This window comes from Streptomyces sp. NPDC006335, from assembly GCF_040612795.1.
GTDB lineage: Bacteria > Actinomycetota > Actinomycetes > Streptomycetales > Streptomycetaceae > Streptomyces.
In genome coordinates this window covers 271,232-289,910 of record NZ_JBEXQX010000003.1, presented here as the reverse complement: position 1 = coordinate 289,910, position 18,679 = coordinate 271,232, and the positions used below count along the sequence as shown (strand labels likewise).

Genomic DNA, 18,679 nt, shown 5'->3' with positions numbered 1-18,679 from the left:
CTTAGGGCTGCTGCTGATGATTCGCTCACTGCGCTGGAAGGGTGCCGCCTTCACGGTGCCCTTCCAGCTCGGCTTCGTCTTCCTGTACCTGCTGCCGATCGGGTACGCCGTCTACCAGTCGCTGTACCGCTCGCAGTCCTCGGGGCTCGGGCTCGGCGGCACGACCGACGAGTTCTCCGGGCTGGACAACTACCAGCAGGGGCTGACCGACTCGGCGTTCATGGGGTCCGTGCTGCGGGTGGTGCTGTTCGCCTGCGTGCAGATCCCGGTCATGCTGCTGGTCAGTCTCCTCCTCGCCCTGTTCCTGGACGCGCTCGGCTCCCGGACGGCCGGGCGGTTCCGGATCCTGCTGCTGGTGCCGTACATGATCCCGGGTGTGGTCGCGGCCATCGTGTGGCTGAACCTCTACAGCCCGGACGTCGGGCCGCTCACCCCGCTCGGTGAGGTCTTCGGGTTCTCCTGGAACTTCTTCGCGCCGTCGATGGTGTGGCCGTCCATCGGCAACCTGCTGACCTGGCACGGCATCGGCTACAACATGGTCATCATCTACTCGGCGCTCCAGGGCGTGCCGCGTGATCTGTTCGAGGCCGCTCGGCTGGACGGGGCCTCGGAGCTGCGGATCGCGCTCAGCATCAAGATCCCGTTCGTGCGGGGGGCGTTGGTGCTGACGGGGATGCTCTCCATCATCCAGATGCTCCAGATCTTCAACGAGCCCGCGCTCTTCAGGAACGTCACACCGCAGACGGTCAGCGACTCCTTCACCCCGATCATGATCATCTACAACCAGGCGTTCAACGCCGGCAACTACCACTACGCGGCGGCCCTTTCGGTGCTGCTCGCCCTGATCCTCGGCGTCGCCTCCTTCCTGTTCTACCGGTTCACCTCGAAGGAGACCGACTGATGACGATCACCGAGGAACGTCCCCGTAAGGCACAGCAGGTCCGCCGTCTCCACACCCCCGACCCCGCTGCCCGTTCACGGGGCGGGCAGCGGTTCCTCCTCGTGGGACTCTCCCTGGCGAGCGTCTACAGCCTCTTCCCGGTGTGGTGGCTGGTCGTCGCCGCCACCAAGGACCGCACCGGGCTGTACCAGTCCAACGGGCTGTGGTTCTCCGGCTGGCACCTGTGGGACAACCTGCATCAGCTCTTCACCTACGAGGACGGCATCTTCCTGCGCTGGACGGCGAACTCGTTCCTGTACGCCGGTGTCGGCTCGCTGGGTGGCACTCTGCTGGCGCTGGCGACCGGTTACGGGCTCGCGCGCTTCGACTTCCCGGGCCGCAACCTGGTGTTCGCGTGCGTGGTCGGTTCCTTCCTGATCCCGATCGCCCTGCTCACGCTGCCGCTGTACCTGCTGTTCTCGGAGATCGGCCTGGTCGACACGCCCTGGGCGATGCTGATCCCCTGTCTGATCAACCCGTTCAGCGTGTACCTCGCCAAGGTCTACACCGAGGCGACCATCCCGTTCGAACTCCTTGAGGCGGCCCGTATCGACGGGGCCGGTGAGCTCAGGATCTTCTTCAGCATCGTGCTGCGGATGATGACCACGGGGGGTGCCACGGTGTTCCTGCTGGCCTTCGTCAACACCTGGAACGCCTTCTTCCTGCCGCTGACCGTGCTGCGCGGCGAGAACAACTGGACGCTCAACATCGGCCTCTACAACTGGTCCGGCAAGCGCCTGGAGTCCGGCGTCGACCTCACCAGCCTGGTCCTGACCGGTGCCCTGCTGTCCATCGTCCCGATGGCGATCATGATGGTCGCGATGCGCCGCTACTGGCGTACCGGAGTCACCCTCGGAGCCCTCAAGTGACCCTGCTGCGCAACCCGGTGATCCGCGGCTTCGCCCCCGACCCGTCGATGGTCCGCGTCGGCGACTGGTACTACGTGGCGACCAGTTCCTTCGAGTGGTTCCCGACGATCCCGCTGCACCGCTCGCGCGACCTCGCGCACTGGGAGTACGCGGGCCACGTCGAGGGCGCGGTCCCGGGCGGCTCCCTCGCCGGCGTCCCCGACTCGGGCGGCATCTGGGCGCCGTCCCTGAGCTGGGACGGTGAGCGGTTCTGGGTGGTCTACTCGATCGTCCGCTCGGTCGGCACGCCGTACTTCGACACGGACACCTATGTCTCCACGGCGACGGAGGCGTCCGGCGCGTGGACGGCGCCGCGGCGGATCGCGAGCCATGGCTTCGACCCCGCGCTCTTCCACGGCGAGGGGGGCCGGCTGTGGCTGCTCAACCTCCAGAACGACCACCGCCCAGGCGGCCGGCGCTTCGCCGGGATCGTGCTGACGGAGCTGGACCGCGAGACGCTGGCGCCCGTCGGTGACACGCGTCTGCTGCTCCAGCACGAACGGCTCGTCGAGGGGCCCAAACTGCTTCGCCACCAAGGCTGGTACCACCTCCTCCTCGCCGAGGGCGGCACCGGTTTCGAGCACGGGGTCCTGGTCGCCCGCAGCCGGGAGATCACCGGCCCCTACGAGCTGGACGACCGGCCGCTGCTGACGTCCCGGGACGATCCCGCACTGCCGCTGCAGAAGGCCGGCCACGGTGAGCTGGTCCAACTGCACGACGGGAGCTGGGTGTTGAGCCACCTCGCGGCCCGCCCGCTGAACACGCCGGACGGCCCGCGCTGCCCGCTCGGCCGGGAGACGGCGATCCAGGCGGTGACCTGGGACGCGGAGGGCTGGCCGAGGATGCGACACGGGGGTGCGCATCCCGCGGTCGAGGTCGAGGTACCCACGCATGCGGGGCCGGTGGAACAACCCGCCACGGTCGACGACCCGTTGGGCCGGCAACCCGCCGTGGCCGACGACCCGTTGGGCTGGCCCTGGAGCACCCTGCGGGCCGCTCCCGATCCGTCCTGGGCCGACACGGCCGTCCGGCCGGGCTGGATCCGGTTGCGGGGGCGGCACGGGCCTCAGTCGCGGTGGGCGCACAGTCTGCTCGCCCAGCGGATCACCGAGCACCGGGCGGAGGCCGAGGTCACCGTGGAGGCCCGGCCGACCACGTTCACCCAGGCCGCCGGGCTGGTGCTCTGGTACGACACCGAGTCCTGGCTGGCGCTCGACGTGACGTGGGCGGAGCCCGAGGGCGAGGGGCAGCGTGGTCAGCAGTGGCGGGGCGGCGGGCGGACCGTGCTCAGCCTGACGGAGCGGGAGGAGGACGGGACCCGTCAGGTGGCCGTGGTCGACGTGGGCACGGAAAGCGCCTTCACTCTCGGGGTCACGGTGGTGGACGGGGTGGCTCGCTTCTGGTGTCTGGGAGCGGACGGCGCACGGATGCCGGTAGGTCCGGACCTGGACTTCACCCGCCTCTCCGACGACTACGGCTCCAGGCTCCGGTTCACCGGCGCGATGGCCGCAATCCATGCCGTGGACCTGGTCGATGCGGCCTTCACGGCCGACTTCACCGGGTTCCGCCTGAGCTGCGGACAGCGTTCGGAGTTTCGAAAGTCAAGGGGGCTGGGGCAGACCGGCGAAGCCTGACCTCTTCCCCACGTCATCGGGCGAACCTAGGGTAGGAAGCGCTTACTGTTTCCGCGCTGGTCGAAACTTTCAGGGCCCTCGGGCGGGCCGGAGAGGTGGTTCCCGATGGTCCGCACGGGGAGTGCGAGCGTGGCGGCCGGTCCCACGCTGGCGGTCGTGGCCCGGGAGGCGGGCGTGTCGGTGCCGACCGCCTCCAAGGTGGTCAACGGCCGTGAGGACGTGGCCCCCGAGACCCGTCGCCGGGTCACCGAGGCACTGGACCGGCTGGGCTATGTCCGCAGACCGAGGTTCGACGCGGCGAAGTCGTCCGGTCTCGTCGACCTGGTCGTGCACTCGCTGGAGACCTCCTGGTCGGGGGCGGTGCTGCACGGCGTGGAGTCGGCCGCCCACGACGCGGGCCTTGAGGTGGTGGTCTCGGCGGGGCTGGCCCGGAACCGGGCGGGGCGCCCGGACCGCGGCTGGATGGACAAGCTCACCGCGCGCGGCTCCTCCGGGGTGCTGTTCAACCTGGCCGAGCTGACGTCGTCGCAGTACGGCTGGCTGGACCAGCACCGCATCCCGTACGTGCTGATCGACCCGGTGATCGAGCCGCCGCCGGGCGTGGTCTCGGTGGGCGCGGCGAACTGGCAGGGCGGGGTGACGGCGACCGAGCACCTGCTCGCGCTGGGCCACGAGCGGATCGCGGTCGTCGCCGGCCACCAGCGCAGGATGTGCAGCGGCGCGCGCGTGGCGGGTTACCGTTCCGCGCTCGCCTCGGCGGGGATCCGGCAGCGGCCCGAGTACGTCCGGTACGCCGGCTTCGACGAGAGCGCGGCGCGCCGCCGGATGCTGGAACTCCTCGATCTGCCCGAGCCGCCCACCGCGGTCTTCGTCTGCTCGGACCACATGGCCCTCGGCGTGTACGAGGCGCTGGCCGAACGGGGCCTGCGCGTCCCCGAGGACATCAGTGTCGTGGGTTTCGACGACCTCCCCGAGGCCCGCTGGACCACTCCGGCCCTGACCACGGTCCGTCAGCCCCTGTCGGAGATGGCGGCGACGGCGCTGCGTCTGCTGGTCCGCATGATGGAGGGCGACCGCCCGGAGAGCACCCGGACCGAGCTGTCGACGCGGCTGGTGGAGCGGGCGAGCACGGCCCCGCCGCGCGACTGACCGTCGATCGGGTGCAGGAGCCACTCACCGCCGGATTCGTTCAGCTTCGGTCATCCGTGGGCGGGGGGAACTGGCCGGGGCGGACGGGCGTCGAACGATGCGGCGGGGAGGGGGGCCGCCGCCCCTGCCAGGGCGGCGGCGAGCACTTGGGGGACGACCATGACGCGCTGGCGACCGCTGCCGGACTCGCTTCCGAGGGAGGCGCGGCATCTCGTCGAGCAACTGCGGCACCTCAAGGACCGCACCGATCTGAGCCTCGCCGAGCTGGCCCGGCGCACCGCGTACAGCAAGTCGTCCTGGCAGCGGTATCTCAGCGGGGCCAAGCTGCCGCCGCGGGGGGCGGTGCGGGCGCTGTGCACGGTGGCGGGCGCGGACCAGGCGCGACTGCTGGCGCTGTGGGACCTGGCCGACGCGGTCTGGCCGTACGGCGCGGTGGTGGGCGCGGTGGCGCCGGAGGTCGCGGCGTCGGTGCCGGCCGCGCTCGAGTACCGGCGGTGGCGTACGGCGGCGCTGGTCGCGTTCGGGGTCATCGTGCTGCTGGTGGCGGGGGTGCTGTGGGCGTGGCCGTCGGGGAGCGGGTGACCGTGGCCGCCCGCTCCCCCGCCGGCCGGGATCAGCCGCGCTGGTCGTAGGAGGCGATCCGCCAGGGGCCGCTGCCCTTGAGCTTCACCCGGTACTTGCCGCTGACCCGCTTGAAGTCGACGTCCCGCCGGTCGCCGTCGTAGCGGACACCGCCGCCGGAGCCGGGGCCGTGCAGCCACTGCTGGGCGAACTCCCAGCTCTGGTCGGTGACCACGCCGTCGTTCTCCTGGAGGCCGTAGCGCTCCTGCCACCACTGGGTGGCCGACTCGGTCCGCGGGCCGAAGGAGCCGTCGATGTGGCTCTTGGCGAAGTTGTGCCAGTCCCCGTCCTCGTCCTGCCACTTGGCGCCGTCCGCGTACAGGACGGACTGCCACAGGGCCGTGGCGTTGCTGTCGGCGTAGTCGTCGACGCTCAGGTTCTCCTCGTCCTGCCAGTCGTCGCTGACGACGCCGTTGCCGTCGATGCCGTGGTACGAGGCCGCGTCGGCCGCCGGCGCCACGGCGAGGCCCAGCGTGCCCGCCCCCAGCAACGCGGCCGTCACCGTCGCGACGGCCCGCTTGCGCATGCTCATGGATGTCTCCCTTTCCGAACCGCCGTGGTTCCCCCCGTGGTTCCCCCTGGGGCGGCTCGCTTCGCTTGGCACGGCACAGCCTCACAGGGCCGGGGTGCGCACGGCGAGAGCCGCTCGCGTCCCCGGGCCGACCGGGGACGGTCCGTCCCGCGTACGGGGGCGCGGTCCGGGAGTGCGGGCCGTACGGGGACCTGCTGGGACGGGGTGGGACGGGCTCGGCCGGCCGAGGTGTCCGATTCCTTCAAGACCGGGTGCGGGGGCGCTGTCTACGGTGACGGCATGACTCCACGATTCGACGCCATCGGTCTGGTGGCCTCCGACATGGCCGCTTCCGTCGCCTTCTACCGCCGGCTCGGTTTCCCGTTCCCCGAGGGGGCCGAGTCGCAGCCGCACGCCGAGGCCGAACTCCCGGGCGGGGTACGGCTGATGCTCGACACCGAGGACACGGTCCGCTCCTTCCACCCCGGGTGGCGGGCGCCGTCCGGCGGGAGCCGTACCGCGCTCGCGCTGCGCTGCGGCAGCCCCGCCGAGGTCGACGCGGTGTACGCGGAGCTGGTGGGCGAGGGTTTCCACGGTGAGCTCAAGCCGTGGAACGCCGACTGGGGCCAGCGGTACGCGTCCCTGCACGACCCCGACGGCAACGGCGTCGACCTGTACGCCCCGCTAACCGGCGAGTAGCCGCCCGAGCGGCACGCCCGCCAACTCGCGTACGTCCCGCGCGAGATGGGCCTGGTCGGCGAACCCGCACCGCGCCGCCGTCTGCGCGAACGGCACGCCGGCCCCGGCCAGCGCCAGGGCCCGCCGCAGCCGCAGGATCCGGGCCAGGGTCTTCGGCCCGTACCCGAACGCCACGAGCGACTTCCGGTGCAACTGCCGTGCCCCGAGGCCGATCTCGTCGGCGGTCACGGCGACGGGGCGGCCCGCGTCGAGGGCGGCGACGAGGGCGCGCAGGACGGGGTCGGGAGGGGCCGCGCGCTCCAGGACGACGGTCTCGAGCGCCGTGGCGGGGTCGGGGGCCCCAGCGATACGGCTCCGCAGCCGCCGTACCTCCGCGGCGGGCCAGAGGTCGGCCAACTCGACGCGGAGATCCCGCAGTTCGTGCGCGGGCACGCCCAGGAAGGCGGGCGCGGAACCGGGGGAGAAACGCAGGCCGACCCAGGTGCTGGGGGCGCCCCCGGTGACGTACGCACGCGTGTCGGGCCCGGCGACGAGCAGGCGTCCCTCGTGCCAGAGCAGGTCCATGCACCCGTCGGGCAGGACCCGTCCGGAGCCGTCGCCGGTCCAGATGACGGCACCGGCGAGCCGGGACGGCCGTTCCGTGTACACCTGTCCAGGCTACGGCGGTCCGGCTCGCAGCCGGAACTCCTGCGGACTGACCCCGTACCTCCGCTTGAAGGCGCTGGACAGGGCGAACGCGCTCCCGTACCCCACCTGCCGGGCGATCGCCTCCAGTGTCGCGGTGCCCTCCCGCAGCCGGTCCGCCGCCAGCGCCAGCCGCCACCCGGTCAGATACGTCATCACCGGCTCCCCCACCAGCTCGGTGAACCGGCGGGCGAGCGCCGCACGCGACACCCCCGCCTTGGCGGCCAGGGAGGCCACCGTCCACGGGTGCGCGGGATCGTCCTGCATCAGCCGCAGCACCCGCCCCACCACCGGGTCCGCCAGCGCCGCGTACCAGGCGGGCGCCTGTGCCTCGGGCCGGGAGAACCAGGCCCGGAGCGCCGCGATGACCAGCAGGTCCAGCATCCGGTCCAGGACGACCTCCTGGCCCGGCTCGTCGCGCACGATCTCCTCCAGGAGGAGGGGGGTCAGCGGGCACTCCCACACGTCGGTGGTCAGCGACAGCAGCGGCGGCAGGGCGTCCAGGAGCCGGTTGCTGATCTCGCCGTCCATCAGGTACGTCCCGATGAGGATCACGGTCTCGCCGTCGAGCCGGTCGCCCCAGGTGCGGACCCCGAGGTCCATGGAGCCGTTCAGGGCCCGCCCGTCGGGGTAGCGGCACTCCCCGTCGGGCAGGATCAGCGCCTGCGGGGCCGTGCCGGGGTCGTCGGCGCAGGTGTACGGGTCGGGGCCGCGGGCGATGGCGAGGTCGCCGGGGCGCAGCCGGATCCGCTCGCCCGCGTCGGGCATGACCACCGCTTCCCCGCGGACCATCAGCATGACCGTCAGCGGCGCCCGGTCCTCCACCCGCACCGCCCAGGGCGGGTCGAAACACGCGCGGATCATGAAGGCGCCACGCGCCCGCGGTCCTTCCAGCAGACCTGCCAGAGCGTCCATGCGGCCAGCGTAGACGCGTACCCATGGGAATGAGCCGTTCAGCGATGGGCCCGTGCCGGGCACGGGAGTTGACTCGACGGCATGACACAGAACACGCGGAACACGACGGTGGTGGTGACCGGTGCCTCGGGTCGTACGGGCAGCCGGGTGGCGCGGTCCGCCCGGGCGGCGGGCCTGACGGTGCGGGCGGCCTCGCGGGCGCGGGGGTTCGACTGGCAGGACCGGTCCACCTGGGCGGGGGTGCTGGGGGGTGCGGACGCCGCCTATCTGGTCTACCCCTCGGACATCGGCGCCCCGGGGGCCGCGGAGGCGGTCGGGGCGCTCTCCCGGGAGGCGGTGGGGGCCGGCGTGCGGCGGCTGGTGCTGCTGTCGTCACGGGGGCAGGACCGGGCGCGGGACGCGGAGGAGGCGCTGCACGCGTCGGGGGCCGACTGGACGGTCGTACGGGCCTCGTGGTTCGCGCAGAACTTCAGTGAGGGGCCGCTGGTCGAGGAGCTGCGGCTGAGCGGGGAGCTGGTGTTCCCGGCGGGTGAGGTGCGCGAGCCGTTCGTGGACGTGCGGGACATCGGGGACGTGGTGGTGGCGGCGCTGTCGGCGGGCGACCGGTACGTCGGGCAGACGGTCACCGTGTCGGGGCCCCGGCTGCTGACCTTCGGCGAGGCGGTCGCGGAGATCGCGAAGGAGACGGGGCGCGAGCTCACGTACCGGGCGGTGTCGGCTCGGGCATACGGGGAGCGCCTCGCGGAGTTCGGGGTGCCGGAGGGGGAGGTCGGTGCCCTGGTCGAGGCGTTCGAGCAGTTGCTGGACGGCCGCAACGCGTATCTGTCGGACGGAGTGCGGGAGGTCTTGGGCCGGAAGCCGCGGGACTTCACGGAGTTCGCGAGGGAGGCGGCGGCCGCGGGAACGTGGAAGATCTGACTCCGTCCGGTCCTCCGACCTCAGGGGCGCGGGGAACTGCGCGACCAGCCCCCACCGACCCGCACCCGACGACGCATCCCCCTCAGGAGCTCTCGGGCTTCTGCGGGGGATGCGCCGACTTCGCATGCGTCCGCAGACGGGAGGTCACGTCCTCCGGAGGCAGGAAGCGGGACCAGCGCTCCGGGAACTCCGAGGGCATGTCGGGATCGTCGGGGTCGGGGTGGGTGTCGTGGAGTGCGGCCGCGCGGGCCACGTACTCCGCGACCTGCGCCTCCCGCACCCGCTCCTGCGCCGCGCGCGCCGCCGCCGTGGCCGCCGCCGGCCACACGCGGTCGATCGCGGCGTTCATCGCGGCGCCCACCAGGACCGCGAAGGCCGACACGCCGATCCACAGCAGCACCGCCACGGCGGCGGCGAGCGAGCCGTAGATCGTCGCGCCCTCGATGGTGCTCTGGAGGTAGATCCGGAGCAGGAAGCTGCCCAGCACCCACATCGCCAGGGCCACCAGCGCGCCCGGGACGTCCTCGATCCACGGTGAGCGCACCGGTACCGACACGTGGTAGAGGGTCGTCAGGAAGGCGATGGACAGGATGATCACCACGGGCCAGTACAGGACCTGGACGACCGTCGTCGACCACGGCACGATCCGCACCACCGCGTCCGGCCCCGCCACCATCAGCGGCAGCGCCACCGAGCCGATCAGCAGGGCCGCGACGAACAGCGCGAACGCGACCAGCCGGGTCTTGACGATGCCGCGGACCCCGTCGAGGCCGTACATGACGGTGATGGTGTCGATGAAGACGTTCACCGCGCGCGAGCCGGACCACAGGGCGAACAGGAAGCCGACGGAGATGACGTCGGGGCGGCCGCCCTTCATCACGTCGTCGAGGATCGGCTGCGCGATCTGCCGTACCCCCTTGTCGGACAGGACGGTGCGCGCGGCGTCCAGGAGGTTGGCCTCCAGGCTGCTGATGCTGTCGGTGCCGGTCCAGTCGTCGACGTAGCCGAGCAGGCCGATGAGGCTGAGCAGCAGCGGCGGTACGGACAGCAGCGAGAAGAACGCGGCCTCGGCGGCGAGCCCCAGGATGCGGTACTCGATGCACGAGTTGACGGTGTCCTTGAGCAGCAGCCAGGCGGTCCTGCGCTTCGAGACGTTCCGGTAGAGGGCGCGGGCCCGGTGGAGCCGGCCGGGGGGCTGTTGAGGGGATTCGCTTGCTGCCTGCACGACCTAAAGGTATCCGCCACGAGAGCGTGCACTCATCCCCCCGTCCCGGTCCTGGGTACGCCCGTGCGGGGAACGCCCGCTCGTGTTCGGTTCCGTCATGCCGGGGAAAACGGCGGGCAATCCCGCGGAAATCGCGAAGAAAATCGAACCCTTTTTCTGTCATGAACCCGTTGGCCGAATGTAGTGGATTCCGCAACCGGAATGGCGGGCGACATATGCACCGCCCCTGAAGTGAGTTCCCCGGTGGCGCCACCGAACGGCACGAACAGGTCATACCACCAGTCATCGGCCGACCGGCAGGAAACCGCCATTGACCGAAACGGGCTTGACCCGTTCATGAGCCCGTCGAAACAATTCGGATTGCATTCTCAGGGCCCTGACCAAGGCCCGAGCCGGCCACCCCGTCCCCGTCTCGTGGTCACTCCAGGCGCATACAGAACCGCTCCTTCTCTTATTCCGTTCCGTGCCTCACGGCACTTCCTTTTCTTCCGGAACACCGGAACCACGGGGGTCCTTCTCCATGATTTTCCGCTGCGCGGTGAACAGCGGGCGATATTCCGCCGTATCCCACTCTGGAGAATTCTCATGCCTGCTCCGAACGCGCCGAACCAAGCCGTGCCGCGCATCGTGGGGGTCGATGTGGCCCGGGGTCTCGCCCTGCTCGGAATGTTCTCCGTTCACGTGTTCGGTGCGTTCGACGAGGCCGGATCGCCCACGCCCGCCTGGATGTTCGCGGGCGGTCGTTCCTCGGCGACGTTCGCCGTGACCGCCGGGCTCGGTCTGGCCTTCACGACCGGCGGCCGTCGGCCGGCTACCGGACGGCCCGCGGCCGTCGCGGTGGCAGCGCGGGCCGGGGTCATCGCGCTCATCGGACTGCTGCTGGGGTACGCCTCGCGCGCGGCGGGCCTCGACGTGGACGTGATCCTGGTGTTCTACGCCCTGTTGTTCCTGATCGCGATCCCGCTGCTGGGCCTCGGCCCGCGCGCCCTGGCGGGCCTGGCCCTGTCCCTGGCCGTCGCGGCCCCGTTCGCCGTCCACGCGCTGCGGGGCGTACTGCCCGAGCCCGCGTTCGAAGGCGATCCGACGCTCCAGGACGTGGTCACCGATCCGCTCGGCCTGGTGTCCGACCTGCTCGTGCACGGCGACTACCCGGTGCTCGCGTGCACCGCCTATCTGTGCGCCGGACTCGCCCTCGGCCGACTGGACCTGACGTCACGCAAGGCCGCACCCCGCCTCCTCGGCGGCGGCCTCGCCCTCGTGGCCGCCGTCTGGCCGGCGTCCTCCCTGGTCCTGTTCCGGTACGGCGGACTGCGCCACCTGTGGAGCGCGGAGTTCCCGGGCGCCTCCCGCGCCGAGGCCCTGTGGGACAGCCCGGACGGCGAGACCTGGTGGGCGCTGCTCTCCCGCGCGCCGCACGCGACCACCCCCTTCGACATGCTCCTCACCCTGGGTTCGGCGGCGGCGATCCTCGGCGGCGCCCTGCTGCTGACCAGGAGCACCCGCCTCACGTGGGCGCTCACGCCGCTCGCGGCGGCGGGCAGCATGCCGCTGACCCTGTACGCCGCCCATGTGCTCCTGCTCGCCACCGGTGCGCTCTCCGACTCCCCCGAGCTCCTCTACGCCGTCATGACCACCGGAGCGCTCCTCTTCGCCCTCTCGTGGCGGCACGTCGGGCGTGGCCCGCTGGAAACGGTCGTCGCAGGAGCGGCCCGGCGGTGTCGCGAGGCCGTAACACCGCCCCGGCCCCCGGAACCGGTGGAGAGCCCGGCCCGACTTAGCAGGCACACCGAATAGTCCATAAGGCCAAAAGTGATGATCTAGGAGCTCAAGTGGTGGTAAATCCTGGCGAGATCACGACAGTCGCCCCGGTGGACGGCACCGCCCAGGTCCTCGCCGAGGTGCTGGCCGGGGTCGTGAAGACGGAGCAAGTACCCCTCGACAGCCACTTCTTCGACGACCTGGGCGCCAACTCCCTCGTCATGGCACAGTTCTGCGCCCGGGTGCGCAAGCGCGCCGACCTGCCGCAGGTGTCGATGCGGGACGTCTACGGCCATCCGACGATCCGCGGCCTGGCGACCGCCCTGGCCGAGGCCCCGGCCACCGAACCGGCCCCCGCGCGGCCGGCCGAGCCGCCCCCGCCACCGGGCAGCACCGCCCGCTACGCGCTGTGCGGGCTCCTGCAGTTCCTCGTCTTCGCCGCGTACTGCCTCGGCGCCGGTGTCGCCACCGCCGAGGGGTACGCCTGGATATCCGGCGGCGAGGGCCTGCTCTCCGTCTATCTGCGCTCGCTGGTCTTCGGCGGCGCCCTCTTCCTCGCCCTGTGCACCCTGCCCGTGGTGGCGAAGTGGGTGCTGGTCGGCCGGTGGAAGGAGACGGAGTTCCCGGTGTGGGGTGCGGCCTACGTCCGCTTCTGGCTGGTCAAGGCGCTCCTGCACGCCAACCCGATGGTCCTGTTCACGGGCAACCCGCTCTACGTCCTGTACCTGCGGGCCCTCGGCGCCCGCATCGGCCCGGGCGTCACGATCCTGTCCCACTCGGTGCCGGTGGCCACCGACCTGCTGACCGTGGGCGCCGGCACGGTGATCCGCAAGGACGCCCTGTTCCTCGGCTACCGGGCCCACACGGGCCGGATCCGCACCGGCCCGGTCACCCTCGGCCGGGACGTGTTCGTGGGCGAGAAGACCGTCCTCGACATCGGCACGTCCATCGGCGACGGCGGGCAGTTGGGCCACTCCTCCGCCCTGTACGACGGCGCCGCGGTCCCCGCCGGCGAACGCTGGCACGGCTCCCCGGCCCGCCCCACCGACGTCGACCACATCCGCGTCCCGGCGAGGCGCTGCACCGCCGCGCGCCGGGCCGGCTACGCCCTCGTGGCCCTCCTCCAGACACTGCTGGTGTACGTCCCGCTCGGCATCGGCGGCGTCTACCTGGTGCTGGACCTGGTCCCCGCGCTGGACCCGCTGCTCGAACCGAACGCGAAGGAACTGGCGTCGGCCGGCTTCTACGCCCAGGCGCTCGTCCTGTCCCTGGTGCTTTTCGCCGGTTCGGTCCTCGTGGGCCTCGTCGGCGTCACCCTGCTGCCCCGACTGCTCAACCTGGCCCTGCGCCCGGACCGGGTCTATCCGCTGTACGGCTTCCACTACTCGGTGCAGCGCGCGATCGCCCGGATGACCAACATCAAGTTCTTCACATGGCTGTGCGGGGACAGCTCGTACATCGTCCCCTACCTGCGGTCCATCGGCTACGACCTCTCGCAGGTCGAGCAGACCGGCTCGAACTTCGGCACCGAGGTGTCGCACGAGACGCCGTACCTGGCCACCGTCGGCAGCGGCACGATGGTCGCGGACGGGCTGTCGATCCTCAACGCCGAGTACTCCAGCACCTCGTTCCGGGTCTCGCGGGTCAGGATCGGCGGGCACAACTTCCTCGGCAACCACATCGCCTATCCCGTGGGCGGCCGCACCGGGGACAACTGCCTGCTCGCCACCAAGGTGCTGGTCCCGCTCGACGGCGAACTCCGTGAAGGTGTCGGCCTGTTGGGCTCGCCACCGTTCGAGATCCCACGCACGGTGGAGCGCGACACCCGCTTCGACCACCTCCGCGAGGGCGACGAACTGCGCCGCCGCCTGAGCGCCAAGAACCGCTACAACGCCCGCTCGATGGCCCTGTTCCTGTTCCTGCGCTGGCTGCACTGGTTCCTGCTGACACTGCTCGGCTTCGCGGCCGTCGACCTCTACGGCGGCCGGAGCGCCCTCGGCGGCCCGCTGATCGGCGGCTGCCTGATGGCCGGTCTCGCGGTGACCGTCGGCTACTGGGTGCTGGTGGAGCGGCTGATCACCCGGTTCCGGTCGCTGCGGCCGCGGTTGTGCTCCATCTACGAGCCGTACTTCTGGTGGCACGAGCGGCTGTGGAAGGTGCCCGACGGACAGCTCAAGGTGTTCAACGGCACGCCGTTCAAGAACGTCGTCTGGCGGCTCATGGGCGTGCGGATCGGTCGCCGGGTCTTCGACGACGGTGTCGCCATCACCGAGCGGACACTCACCGCGATCGGCGACGACTGCACGCTCGGCGCCCACTCCAAGGTGCAGGCCCACTCCCAGGAGGACGGCACCTTCAAGTCCGACCACATCGTCATCGGCGACGGCTGCACCCTCGGGGCGGGCGCGCTGGTCCACTACGGCGTCTCGATGGGCGACGGCGCCGTGCTCGGTGCCGACGCCTTCCTGATGAAGGGCGAGGAGATGCCGGCGGGGGCGCACTGGGGCGGGAATCCGGCGGTGGCACCGCGCCACGCCTGAACCGTCCGAACGAGGAACACAGGGGGAAGAAAGTCATGGAAACAGCTCCGCACCACCGGCCCGGTCCGATACCGGACGTCACCGAGTACACGCTCCCGCTGCCCGACGGCACACCGACCGACCCCGCCGCGCTGCTCGCGGCCCACACCAGGGTGCTGGCCGCCCTCTCCGGCGAGGCGGACGGCACTCACCGCGCCGACCTGCGCGTCACCGTCACCGACGGCGAACTGCGGCTGCGCTACCGCACCGGCGCCCTCGACACCGACGCCGCCGCGCGCGTGGCCGGCTACCACCTCACCGCCCTCGCCCACCCGGACCGCCCGAGCCTGCTGTCCGAGGACGAACTCCGCTACCAGTTGGAGGAGTTGGCCGGGCCGGTCCGCGAGCTCCCGGACCGGCGGGTGCACGAGCTGTTCGAGGAACGGGTCGAGAAGCACCCGAACGCCGTGGCCGCCGTGCGGGACGAGCGGCGGTGGACGTACGCCGAGCTCAACTCCCGTGCCAACCAGATCGGTCGGGCACTGCTGGCCCGCGGCCTGACGGCCGAGGACGTCGTCGCCGTCGTCATGGAACGGAACCTGGACTGGATGGCCGCCGTGCTGGGCGTGCTCAAGGCGGGCGGGGTGTATCTGCCGATCGAGCCGCACTTCCCGGCCGAGCGGGTCGCGAGGACGCTGTTCCGGGCGGGCTGCGAGTTCCTCGTCACCGAGGAGGGCAGCACCGGCTCGCTCTCCGGTACGGCCGCCGAACCGCTGTTCGTGGAGACGGTGTACGCCGAGGGCCACGCGGGCGACGATCTCGGGATCCCGGTCGAGGCGCACCACCTGGCCTACATCTACTTCACGTCCGGCTCCACCGGTGAGCCCAAGGGCGCGATGTGCGAGCACGCCGGTTTCCTCAACCACGTCCTCGCCAAGGTGGAGGACCTGGGCATCGGCGAGGACGACGTGGTCGCGCAGACCGCGCCGCAGTGCTTCGACATCTCCCTGTGGCAGCTGCTCGCCGGTCCGGTCGTCGGCGGGCGGACCCTGATCGTCGGCCAGGACACCATCCTGGACATGCCGCGGTTCGTGGACACCGTGGTGCGGGGCCGTGTGAACGTGCTCCAGGTCGTCCCCTCGTATCTGGAGGCCGTGCTCGCCGAGTTGGGACAGCGGCCACGCGAACTGCAGGACCTGCGCTGTGTGTCGGTGACCGGCGAGGCGGTGAAGCGGGAGCTGGTGCAGCGCTGGTTCGCCACCGCGCCCGGGATCAGGCTGGCCAACGCCTACGGCCTCACCGAGACGTCGGACGACACCAACCACGAGGTCATGGACCGGGTGCCGGACGGCGAGCGGGTGCCGCTCGGGCGGCCGGTGCGCAATGTGCGGGTGTACGTCGTCGACGAGGACCTGGTCCCCGTGCCGCTGGGCGCGCCGGGCGAGATCGTGTTCTCCGGGGTGTGCGTGGGGCGCGGGTACGTCAACGACCCCGAGCGCACCGCGGCCGCCTTCACCGAGGACCCGTACCGGCCCGGCGAACGGCTCTACCGCAGCGGTGACGTGGGGCGCTGGCGGGCCGACGGCAAACTGGAGTTCCTCGGCCGCCGGGACACCCAGGTCAAGATCCGCGGGTTCCGCGTGGAGATCGGCGAGGTCGAGAACGCGCTGCTGCGGGTGGACGGGGTGCGTGACGGGGCCGTCGTGGTCGTACGGGGCACCCAGCTCGCCGCGTTCTGCGCCGGGCCCGAGCCGGTGGCCGCGGACACGGTGCGGGAACGGCTGGCGGCCTCGCTGCCGTCGTACATGGTGCCCGCCGTCGTGCACTGGCGGGAGCGTCTGCCGCTGACCGCCAACGGCAAGACCGACCGCCGGACGCTCACCTCGCTCGCCGAGGACCTCGACGCCGGTGCGGCGGACGGGCCCGTGACGGACGCCGAGCGGCGGCTGGCGGACGCCTGGGCCGAGGTGCTCGGCGTGCCCGCCGACCGGATCGGCCGCCTCGACCACTTCTTCGACCGCGGTGGCAGCTCCCTGTCCGCCGTGCGTCTGGCGATCGCCCTGGACCGGGCGGTCAGCATCCAGGACGTCGTCCGCCACCCGGTCCTCGCGGACCTGGCGGACCTGCTCGACCGGCGCGGCTGAAAGGAACCCCGAGATGTCCTCCACGAATCTCCTTCCCTACCTGGATCTGGCCCCGGGCTCCCCGCCGGTCCTGCACGCCACGTCATCCGGCGACGCGGAGAGTTGGGCCGCCGAGCACCGTGACCCGCTGCGCGCCCTCGTCCTCGACCACGGCTGTGTCCTGGTGCGCGGGCTGGGCCTCGCCGACCCCGGGACGAGCGCGGCGGTCTTCCGGCGGCTGACCGACGGCCTGATGCCCGACCGTGAGCCCTTCGCGCCCCGGCGCCGCTACGCGGACGGCGTGTACTCGTCCACCAAGTGGCCGCCGAACCATCAGATGTGCATGCACCACGAGGTCAGCTACGGCCTGGAGTTCCCGGGCCTGCTGCTGTTCGCGTGCCTGGAGGCGCCCGGGTCCGGTGGCGCGACCGCGCTCGCCGACGCCCCGGCGGTGCTGCGGGCCCTGCCCCGCGACCTGGTCTCCCGCTTCGAGCGCGAGGGCTGGCTGCTGACCCGGGCGTACCACGACGAGATCGGCGCGTCCGTCGAGGAGGCCTTCGGCACGGACGACCGCGCCGCCGTGGAGCGCTACTGCCGCCGGCACGCCGTCGAGTTCGCCTGGCAGGACGACGGCTCCCTGCACACCCGGCAGCGACGCGGCGCGGTGCTCAGGCACCCGGGCTCGGGCCTGCCCTGCTGGTTCAACCAGATCGCGTTCCTCAACGAGTGGACCATGGAGCCCGAAGTGCACGAATACCTGGTGGACATGTACGGCGCCGACGGGCTTCCCTTCAACACCCGCTACGGCGACGGGAGTCCCATCGACGCGGACGTCGTCCGGACGATCAACGAGGTGTACGACGCCCACACCGTGCGCGAGCCGTGGCAGGACGGCGATCTCCTGCTCGTCGACAACGTCCGTACGGCACACGGCCGTGAGCCCTTCGAGGGACCGCGCGAGGTGCTGGCCGCGCTCGGCGACCCGGTGCTGCGCGCCGACGGCGAGGTGAGCGGCGTATGAGCACCCTCGACGCCCCGTCCTTCGCGCTCGTCACCGGCGCACAGGTCCAACAGGCCCTGCATGGCAGGGAGCGGGAGATCGCGGACCTCGTCGAGGACGTGTACCGGCTGCACGGCGCGGGCGACTCCGTGAACCCGCCGTCGTACTTCCTGCGCTTCCCCGACCGTCCCTCGTCCCGGATCATCGCCCTGCCCGCCTCACTGGGCGGACCGCTGCGGGTGGACGGCCTGAAGTGGGTGTCCAGCTTCCCGGAGAACATCACGTCCGGGCTGCCGCGCGCGTCGGCGGTGCTGATCCTCAACGACCCGGACACGGGTTACCCGTTCGCGTGCCTGGAGAGCTCGGTCATCAGCGCCACGCGCACCGCTTCGTCGGCGGCGCTGGCGGCAGGGAAGCTCAGCGCGGGCCGGGACCGCCCGACGCGGGTCGGGTTCATCGGCACCGGGCTGATCGCCCGCTACATCCACACCCATCTCACCGCGACCGGCTGGGAGTTCGAGGAGACGGGCGTGCACGATCTGTCCGCCGAGAGCGCCTCCGGTTTCCGCGGCTACCTGGAGCGGTCCGGCGCGCCGGGGAAGGTGGCCGTGCACGACACGGCCGAATCCCTGATCCGCTCCAGCGACCTGGTCGTCTTCGCCACGGTCGCCGGCACACCGCACGTCCACGATCCGTCGTGGTTCGGCCATCACCCCCTGGTCCTGCACGTGTCCCTGCGTGACCTCGCCCCGGAGATCCTGCTCGCGTCGGCCAACTTCGTCGACGACGTCGAGCACTGCCTCAAGGCCGAGACCTCCCCGCACCTGGCCGAACAGCTCACGGGGAGCCGGGACTTCATCGACGGCACGCTGGACGACGTGCTGACCGGACGGGTGACCGTCCCGACGGACCGGACGGTGGTGTTCTCCCCCTTCGGACTGGGAGTGCTCGACCTCGCCGTCGGCCGGTTCGTCCACGACGAACTGGCCCGGCGCGGCGAACTGCACGTCGTCGACGGGTTCTTCAACGAGCTGCGCCGGTACGGCTGAATCACCTTGGCGCATGAGGAGGGGGG

At 71.6% G+C, this 18,679-nt stretch carries 16 protein-coding genes; 12 read left to right on the top strand and 4 right to left on the bottom strand.

The genetic code is table 11. From position 1 onward, the window contains the following. Positions 1–16: 16 nt before the first annotated feature. The 5 genes from ABZ098_RS12065 (at position 17) to ABZ098_RS12045 (ending at position 5,213) form a co-directional block, all read left to right on the top strand. A complete protein-coding gene (locus ABZ098_RS12065) occupies positions 17–901 on the top strand; it encodes a sugar ABC transporter permease (RefSeq protein WP_356589850.1) in 885 nt (294 codons plus the stop codon). Further along, a complete protein-coding gene (locus ABZ098_RS12060; RefSeq protein WP_356589848.1) occupies positions 901–1,809 on the top strand; it encodes a carbohydrate ABC transporter permease in 909 nt (302 codons plus the stop codon). The genes ABZ098_RS12065 and ABZ098_RS12060 overlap by 1 nt, the downstream gene beginning before the upstream one ends. Continuing rightward, positions 1,806–3,482 (top strand): family 43 glycosylhydrolase, encoded by a 1,677-nt coding sequence (locus ABZ098_RS12055; RefSeq protein ID WP_356589846.1) that lies wholly within the window; start codon positions 1,806–1,808, stop codon positions 3,480–3,482. Before ABZ098_RS12060 ends, ABZ098_RS12055 begins: the two co-directional genes overlap by 4 nt. A 105-nt stretch (positions 3,483–3,587) precedes the next feature. Then, complete coding sequence (locus ABZ098_RS12050; RefSeq protein ID WP_356589844.1) at positions 3,588–4,631, top strand: LacI family DNA-binding transcriptional regulator; 1,044 nt, start codon at positions 3,588–3,590, stop codon at positions 4,629–4,631. Positions 4,632–4,790: 159 nt separating this feature from the next. After that, the gene (locus ABZ098_RS12045) at positions 4,791–5,213 is read left to right on the top strand and encodes a helix-turn-helix transcriptional regulator (protein ID WP_356589842.1); all 423 of its coding nucleotides are present in this window, start codon (positions 4,791–4,793) and stop codon (positions 5,211–5,213) included. Between the two features lie 31 nt (positions 5,214–5,244). Here the strand turns inward: ABZ098_RS12045 and ABZ098_RS12040 are convergent, their stop codons facing one another. After that, entirely contained in the window at positions 5,245–5,784 is a 540-nt protein-coding gene (locus ABZ098_RS12040; RefSeq protein ID WP_356589840.1) for a peptidoglycan-binding domain-containing protein, read from the bottom strand. 279 nt (positions 5,785–6,063) lie between these two features. On the opposite strand from ABZ098_RS12040, the gene ABZ098_RS12035 reads away from it, so the two are divergent. Further along, the gene (locus ABZ098_RS12035; protein WP_356589838.1) at positions 6,064–6,462 is read left to right on the top strand and encodes a VOC family protein; all 399 of its coding nucleotides are present in this window, start codon (positions 6,064–6,066) and stop codon (positions 6,460–6,462) included. On the opposite strand, the gene ABZ098_RS12030 is transcribed toward ABZ098_RS12035, so the two are convergent. Continuing rightward, entirely contained in the window at positions 6,448–7,110 is a 663-nt protein-coding gene (locus ABZ098_RS12030; RefSeq protein ID WP_356589836.1) for a helix-turn-helix domain-containing protein, read from the bottom strand. The genes ABZ098_RS12035 and ABZ098_RS12030 overlap by 15 nt on opposite strands. Positions 7,111–7,119: 9 nt before the next feature. Continuing rightward, positions 7,120–8,061, bottom strand: coding sequence for an AraC family transcriptional regulator (locus tag ABZ098_RS12025; RefSeq protein ID WP_356589834.1), 942 nt, complete (start codon positions 8,059–8,061; stop codon positions 7,120–7,122). Positions 8,062–8,142: 81 nt separating this feature from the next. Here ABZ098_RS12025 and ABZ098_RS12020 point away from each other — a divergent pair, with 81 nt between their 5' ends. Beyond that, positions 8,143–8,979, top strand: a complete 837-nt coding sequence (locus ABZ098_RS12020; protein ID WP_356589832.1) for an NmrA family NAD(P)-binding protein — start codon at positions 8,143–8,145, stop codon at positions 8,977–8,979. 82 nt (positions 8,980–9,061) lie between these two features. Here ABZ098_RS12020 and ABZ098_RS12015 read toward each other — a convergent pair whose 3' ends face one another. After that, the gene (locus ABZ098_RS12015) at positions 9,062–10,204 is read right to left on the bottom strand and encodes a YihY/virulence factor BrkB family protein (RefSeq protein ID WP_356589830.1); all 1,143 of its coding nucleotides are present in this window, start codon (positions 10,202–10,204) and stop codon (positions 9,062–9,064) included. Between the two features lie 585 nt (positions 10,205–10,789). Between ABZ098_RS12015 and ABZ098_RS12010 the strand changes: the two genes are divergently transcribed. From ABZ098_RS12010 to sbnB, 5 genes are read left to right on the top strand one after another with little or no spacing between them, the layout of a single operon-like run. After that, positions 10,790–11,998 carry a heparan-alpha-glucosaminide N-acetyltransferase domain-containing protein gene (locus tag ABZ098_RS12010; protein WP_356589828.1) on the top strand — a complete coding sequence of 403 codons (1,209 nt, stop codon included), beginning with the start codon at positions 10,790–10,792 and terminating at the stop codon, positions 11,996–11,998. 35 nt (positions 11,999–12,033) lie between these two features. After that, entirely contained in the window at positions 12,034–14,502 is a 2,469-nt protein-coding gene (locus tag ABZ098_RS12005) for a Pls/PosA family non-ribosomal peptide synthetase (protein ID WP_356589826.1), read from the top strand. Positions 14,503–14,537: 35 nt separating this feature from the next. Further along, complete coding sequence (locus tag ABZ098_RS12000) at positions 14,538–16,625, top strand: non-ribosomal peptide synthetase (RefSeq protein ID WP_356589824.1); 2,088 nt, start codon at positions 14,538–14,540, stop codon at positions 16,623–16,625. Between the two features lie 13 nt (positions 16,626–16,638). After that, positions 16,639–17,625 carry a TauD/TfdA family dioxygenase gene (locus ABZ098_RS11995; protein ID WP_356589822.1) on the top strand — a complete coding sequence of 329 codons (987 nt, stop codon included), beginning with the start codon at positions 16,639–16,641 and terminating at the stop codon, positions 17,623–17,625. Beyond that, entirely contained in the window at positions 17,622–18,653 is a 1,032-nt protein-coding gene (gene sbnB, locus ABZ098_RS11990; protein WP_356589820.1) for a 2,3-diaminopropionate biosynthesis protein SbnB, read from the top strand. Before ABZ098_RS11995 ends, sbnB begins: the two co-directional genes overlap by 4 nt. The last annotated feature ends 26 nt before the right edge of the window (positions 18,654–18,679 follow it).

Excerpts from the sequence above, each read along its gene's own strand:
- ABZ098_RS11995 (WP_356589822.1), top strand. The coding sequence starts at position 16,639 with ATGTCCTCCACGAATCTCCTTCCCTACCTGGATCTGGCCCCGGGCTCC.
- ABZ098_RS12060 (WP_356589848.1), top strand. The coding sequence starts at position 901 with ATGACGATCACCGAGGAACGTCCCCGTAAGGCACAGCAGGTCCGCCGT.
- ABZ098_RS12000 (WP_356589824.1), top strand. The coding sequence starts at position 14,538 with ATGGAAACAGCTCCGCACCACCGGCCCGGTCCGATACCGGACGTCACC.
- ABZ098_RS12020 (WP_356589832.1), top strand. The coding sequence starts at position 8,143 with ATGACACAGAACACGCGGAACACGACGGTGGTGGTGACCGGTGCCTCG.
- ABZ098_RS12050 (WP_356589844.1), top strand. The coding sequence starts at position 3,588 with ATGGTCCGCACGGGGAGTGCGAGCGTGGCGGCCGGTCCCACGCTGGCG.
- ABZ098_RS12035 (WP_356589838.1), top strand. The coding sequence starts at position 6,064 with ATGACTCCACGATTCGACGCCATCGGTCTGGTGGCCTCCGACATGGCC.
- ABZ098_RS12040 (WP_356589840.1), bottom strand. The coding sequence starts at position 5,784 with ATGAGCATGCGCAAGCGGGCCGTCGCGACGGTGACGGCCGCGTTGCTG.
- ABZ098_RS12065 (WP_356589850.1), top strand. The coding sequence starts at position 17 with ATGATTCGCTCACTGCGCTGGAAGGGTGCCGCCTTCACGGTGCCCTTC.
- ABZ098_RS12045 (WP_356589842.1), top strand. The coding sequence starts at position 4,791 with ATGACGCGCTGGCGACCGCTGCCGGACTCGCTTCCGAGGGAGGCGCGG.
- sbnB (WP_356589820.1), top strand. The coding sequence starts at position 17,622 with ATGAGCACCCTCGACGCCCCGTCCTTCGCGCTCGTCACCGGCGCACAG.
- ABZ098_RS12025 (WP_356589834.1), bottom strand. The coding sequence starts at position 8,061 with ATGGACGCTCTGGCAGGTCTGCTGGAAGGACCGCGGGCGCGTGGCGCC.
- ABZ098_RS12010 (WP_356589828.1), top strand. The coding sequence starts at position 10,790 with ATGCCTGCTCCGAACGCGCCGAACCAAGCCGTGCCGCGCATCGTGGGG.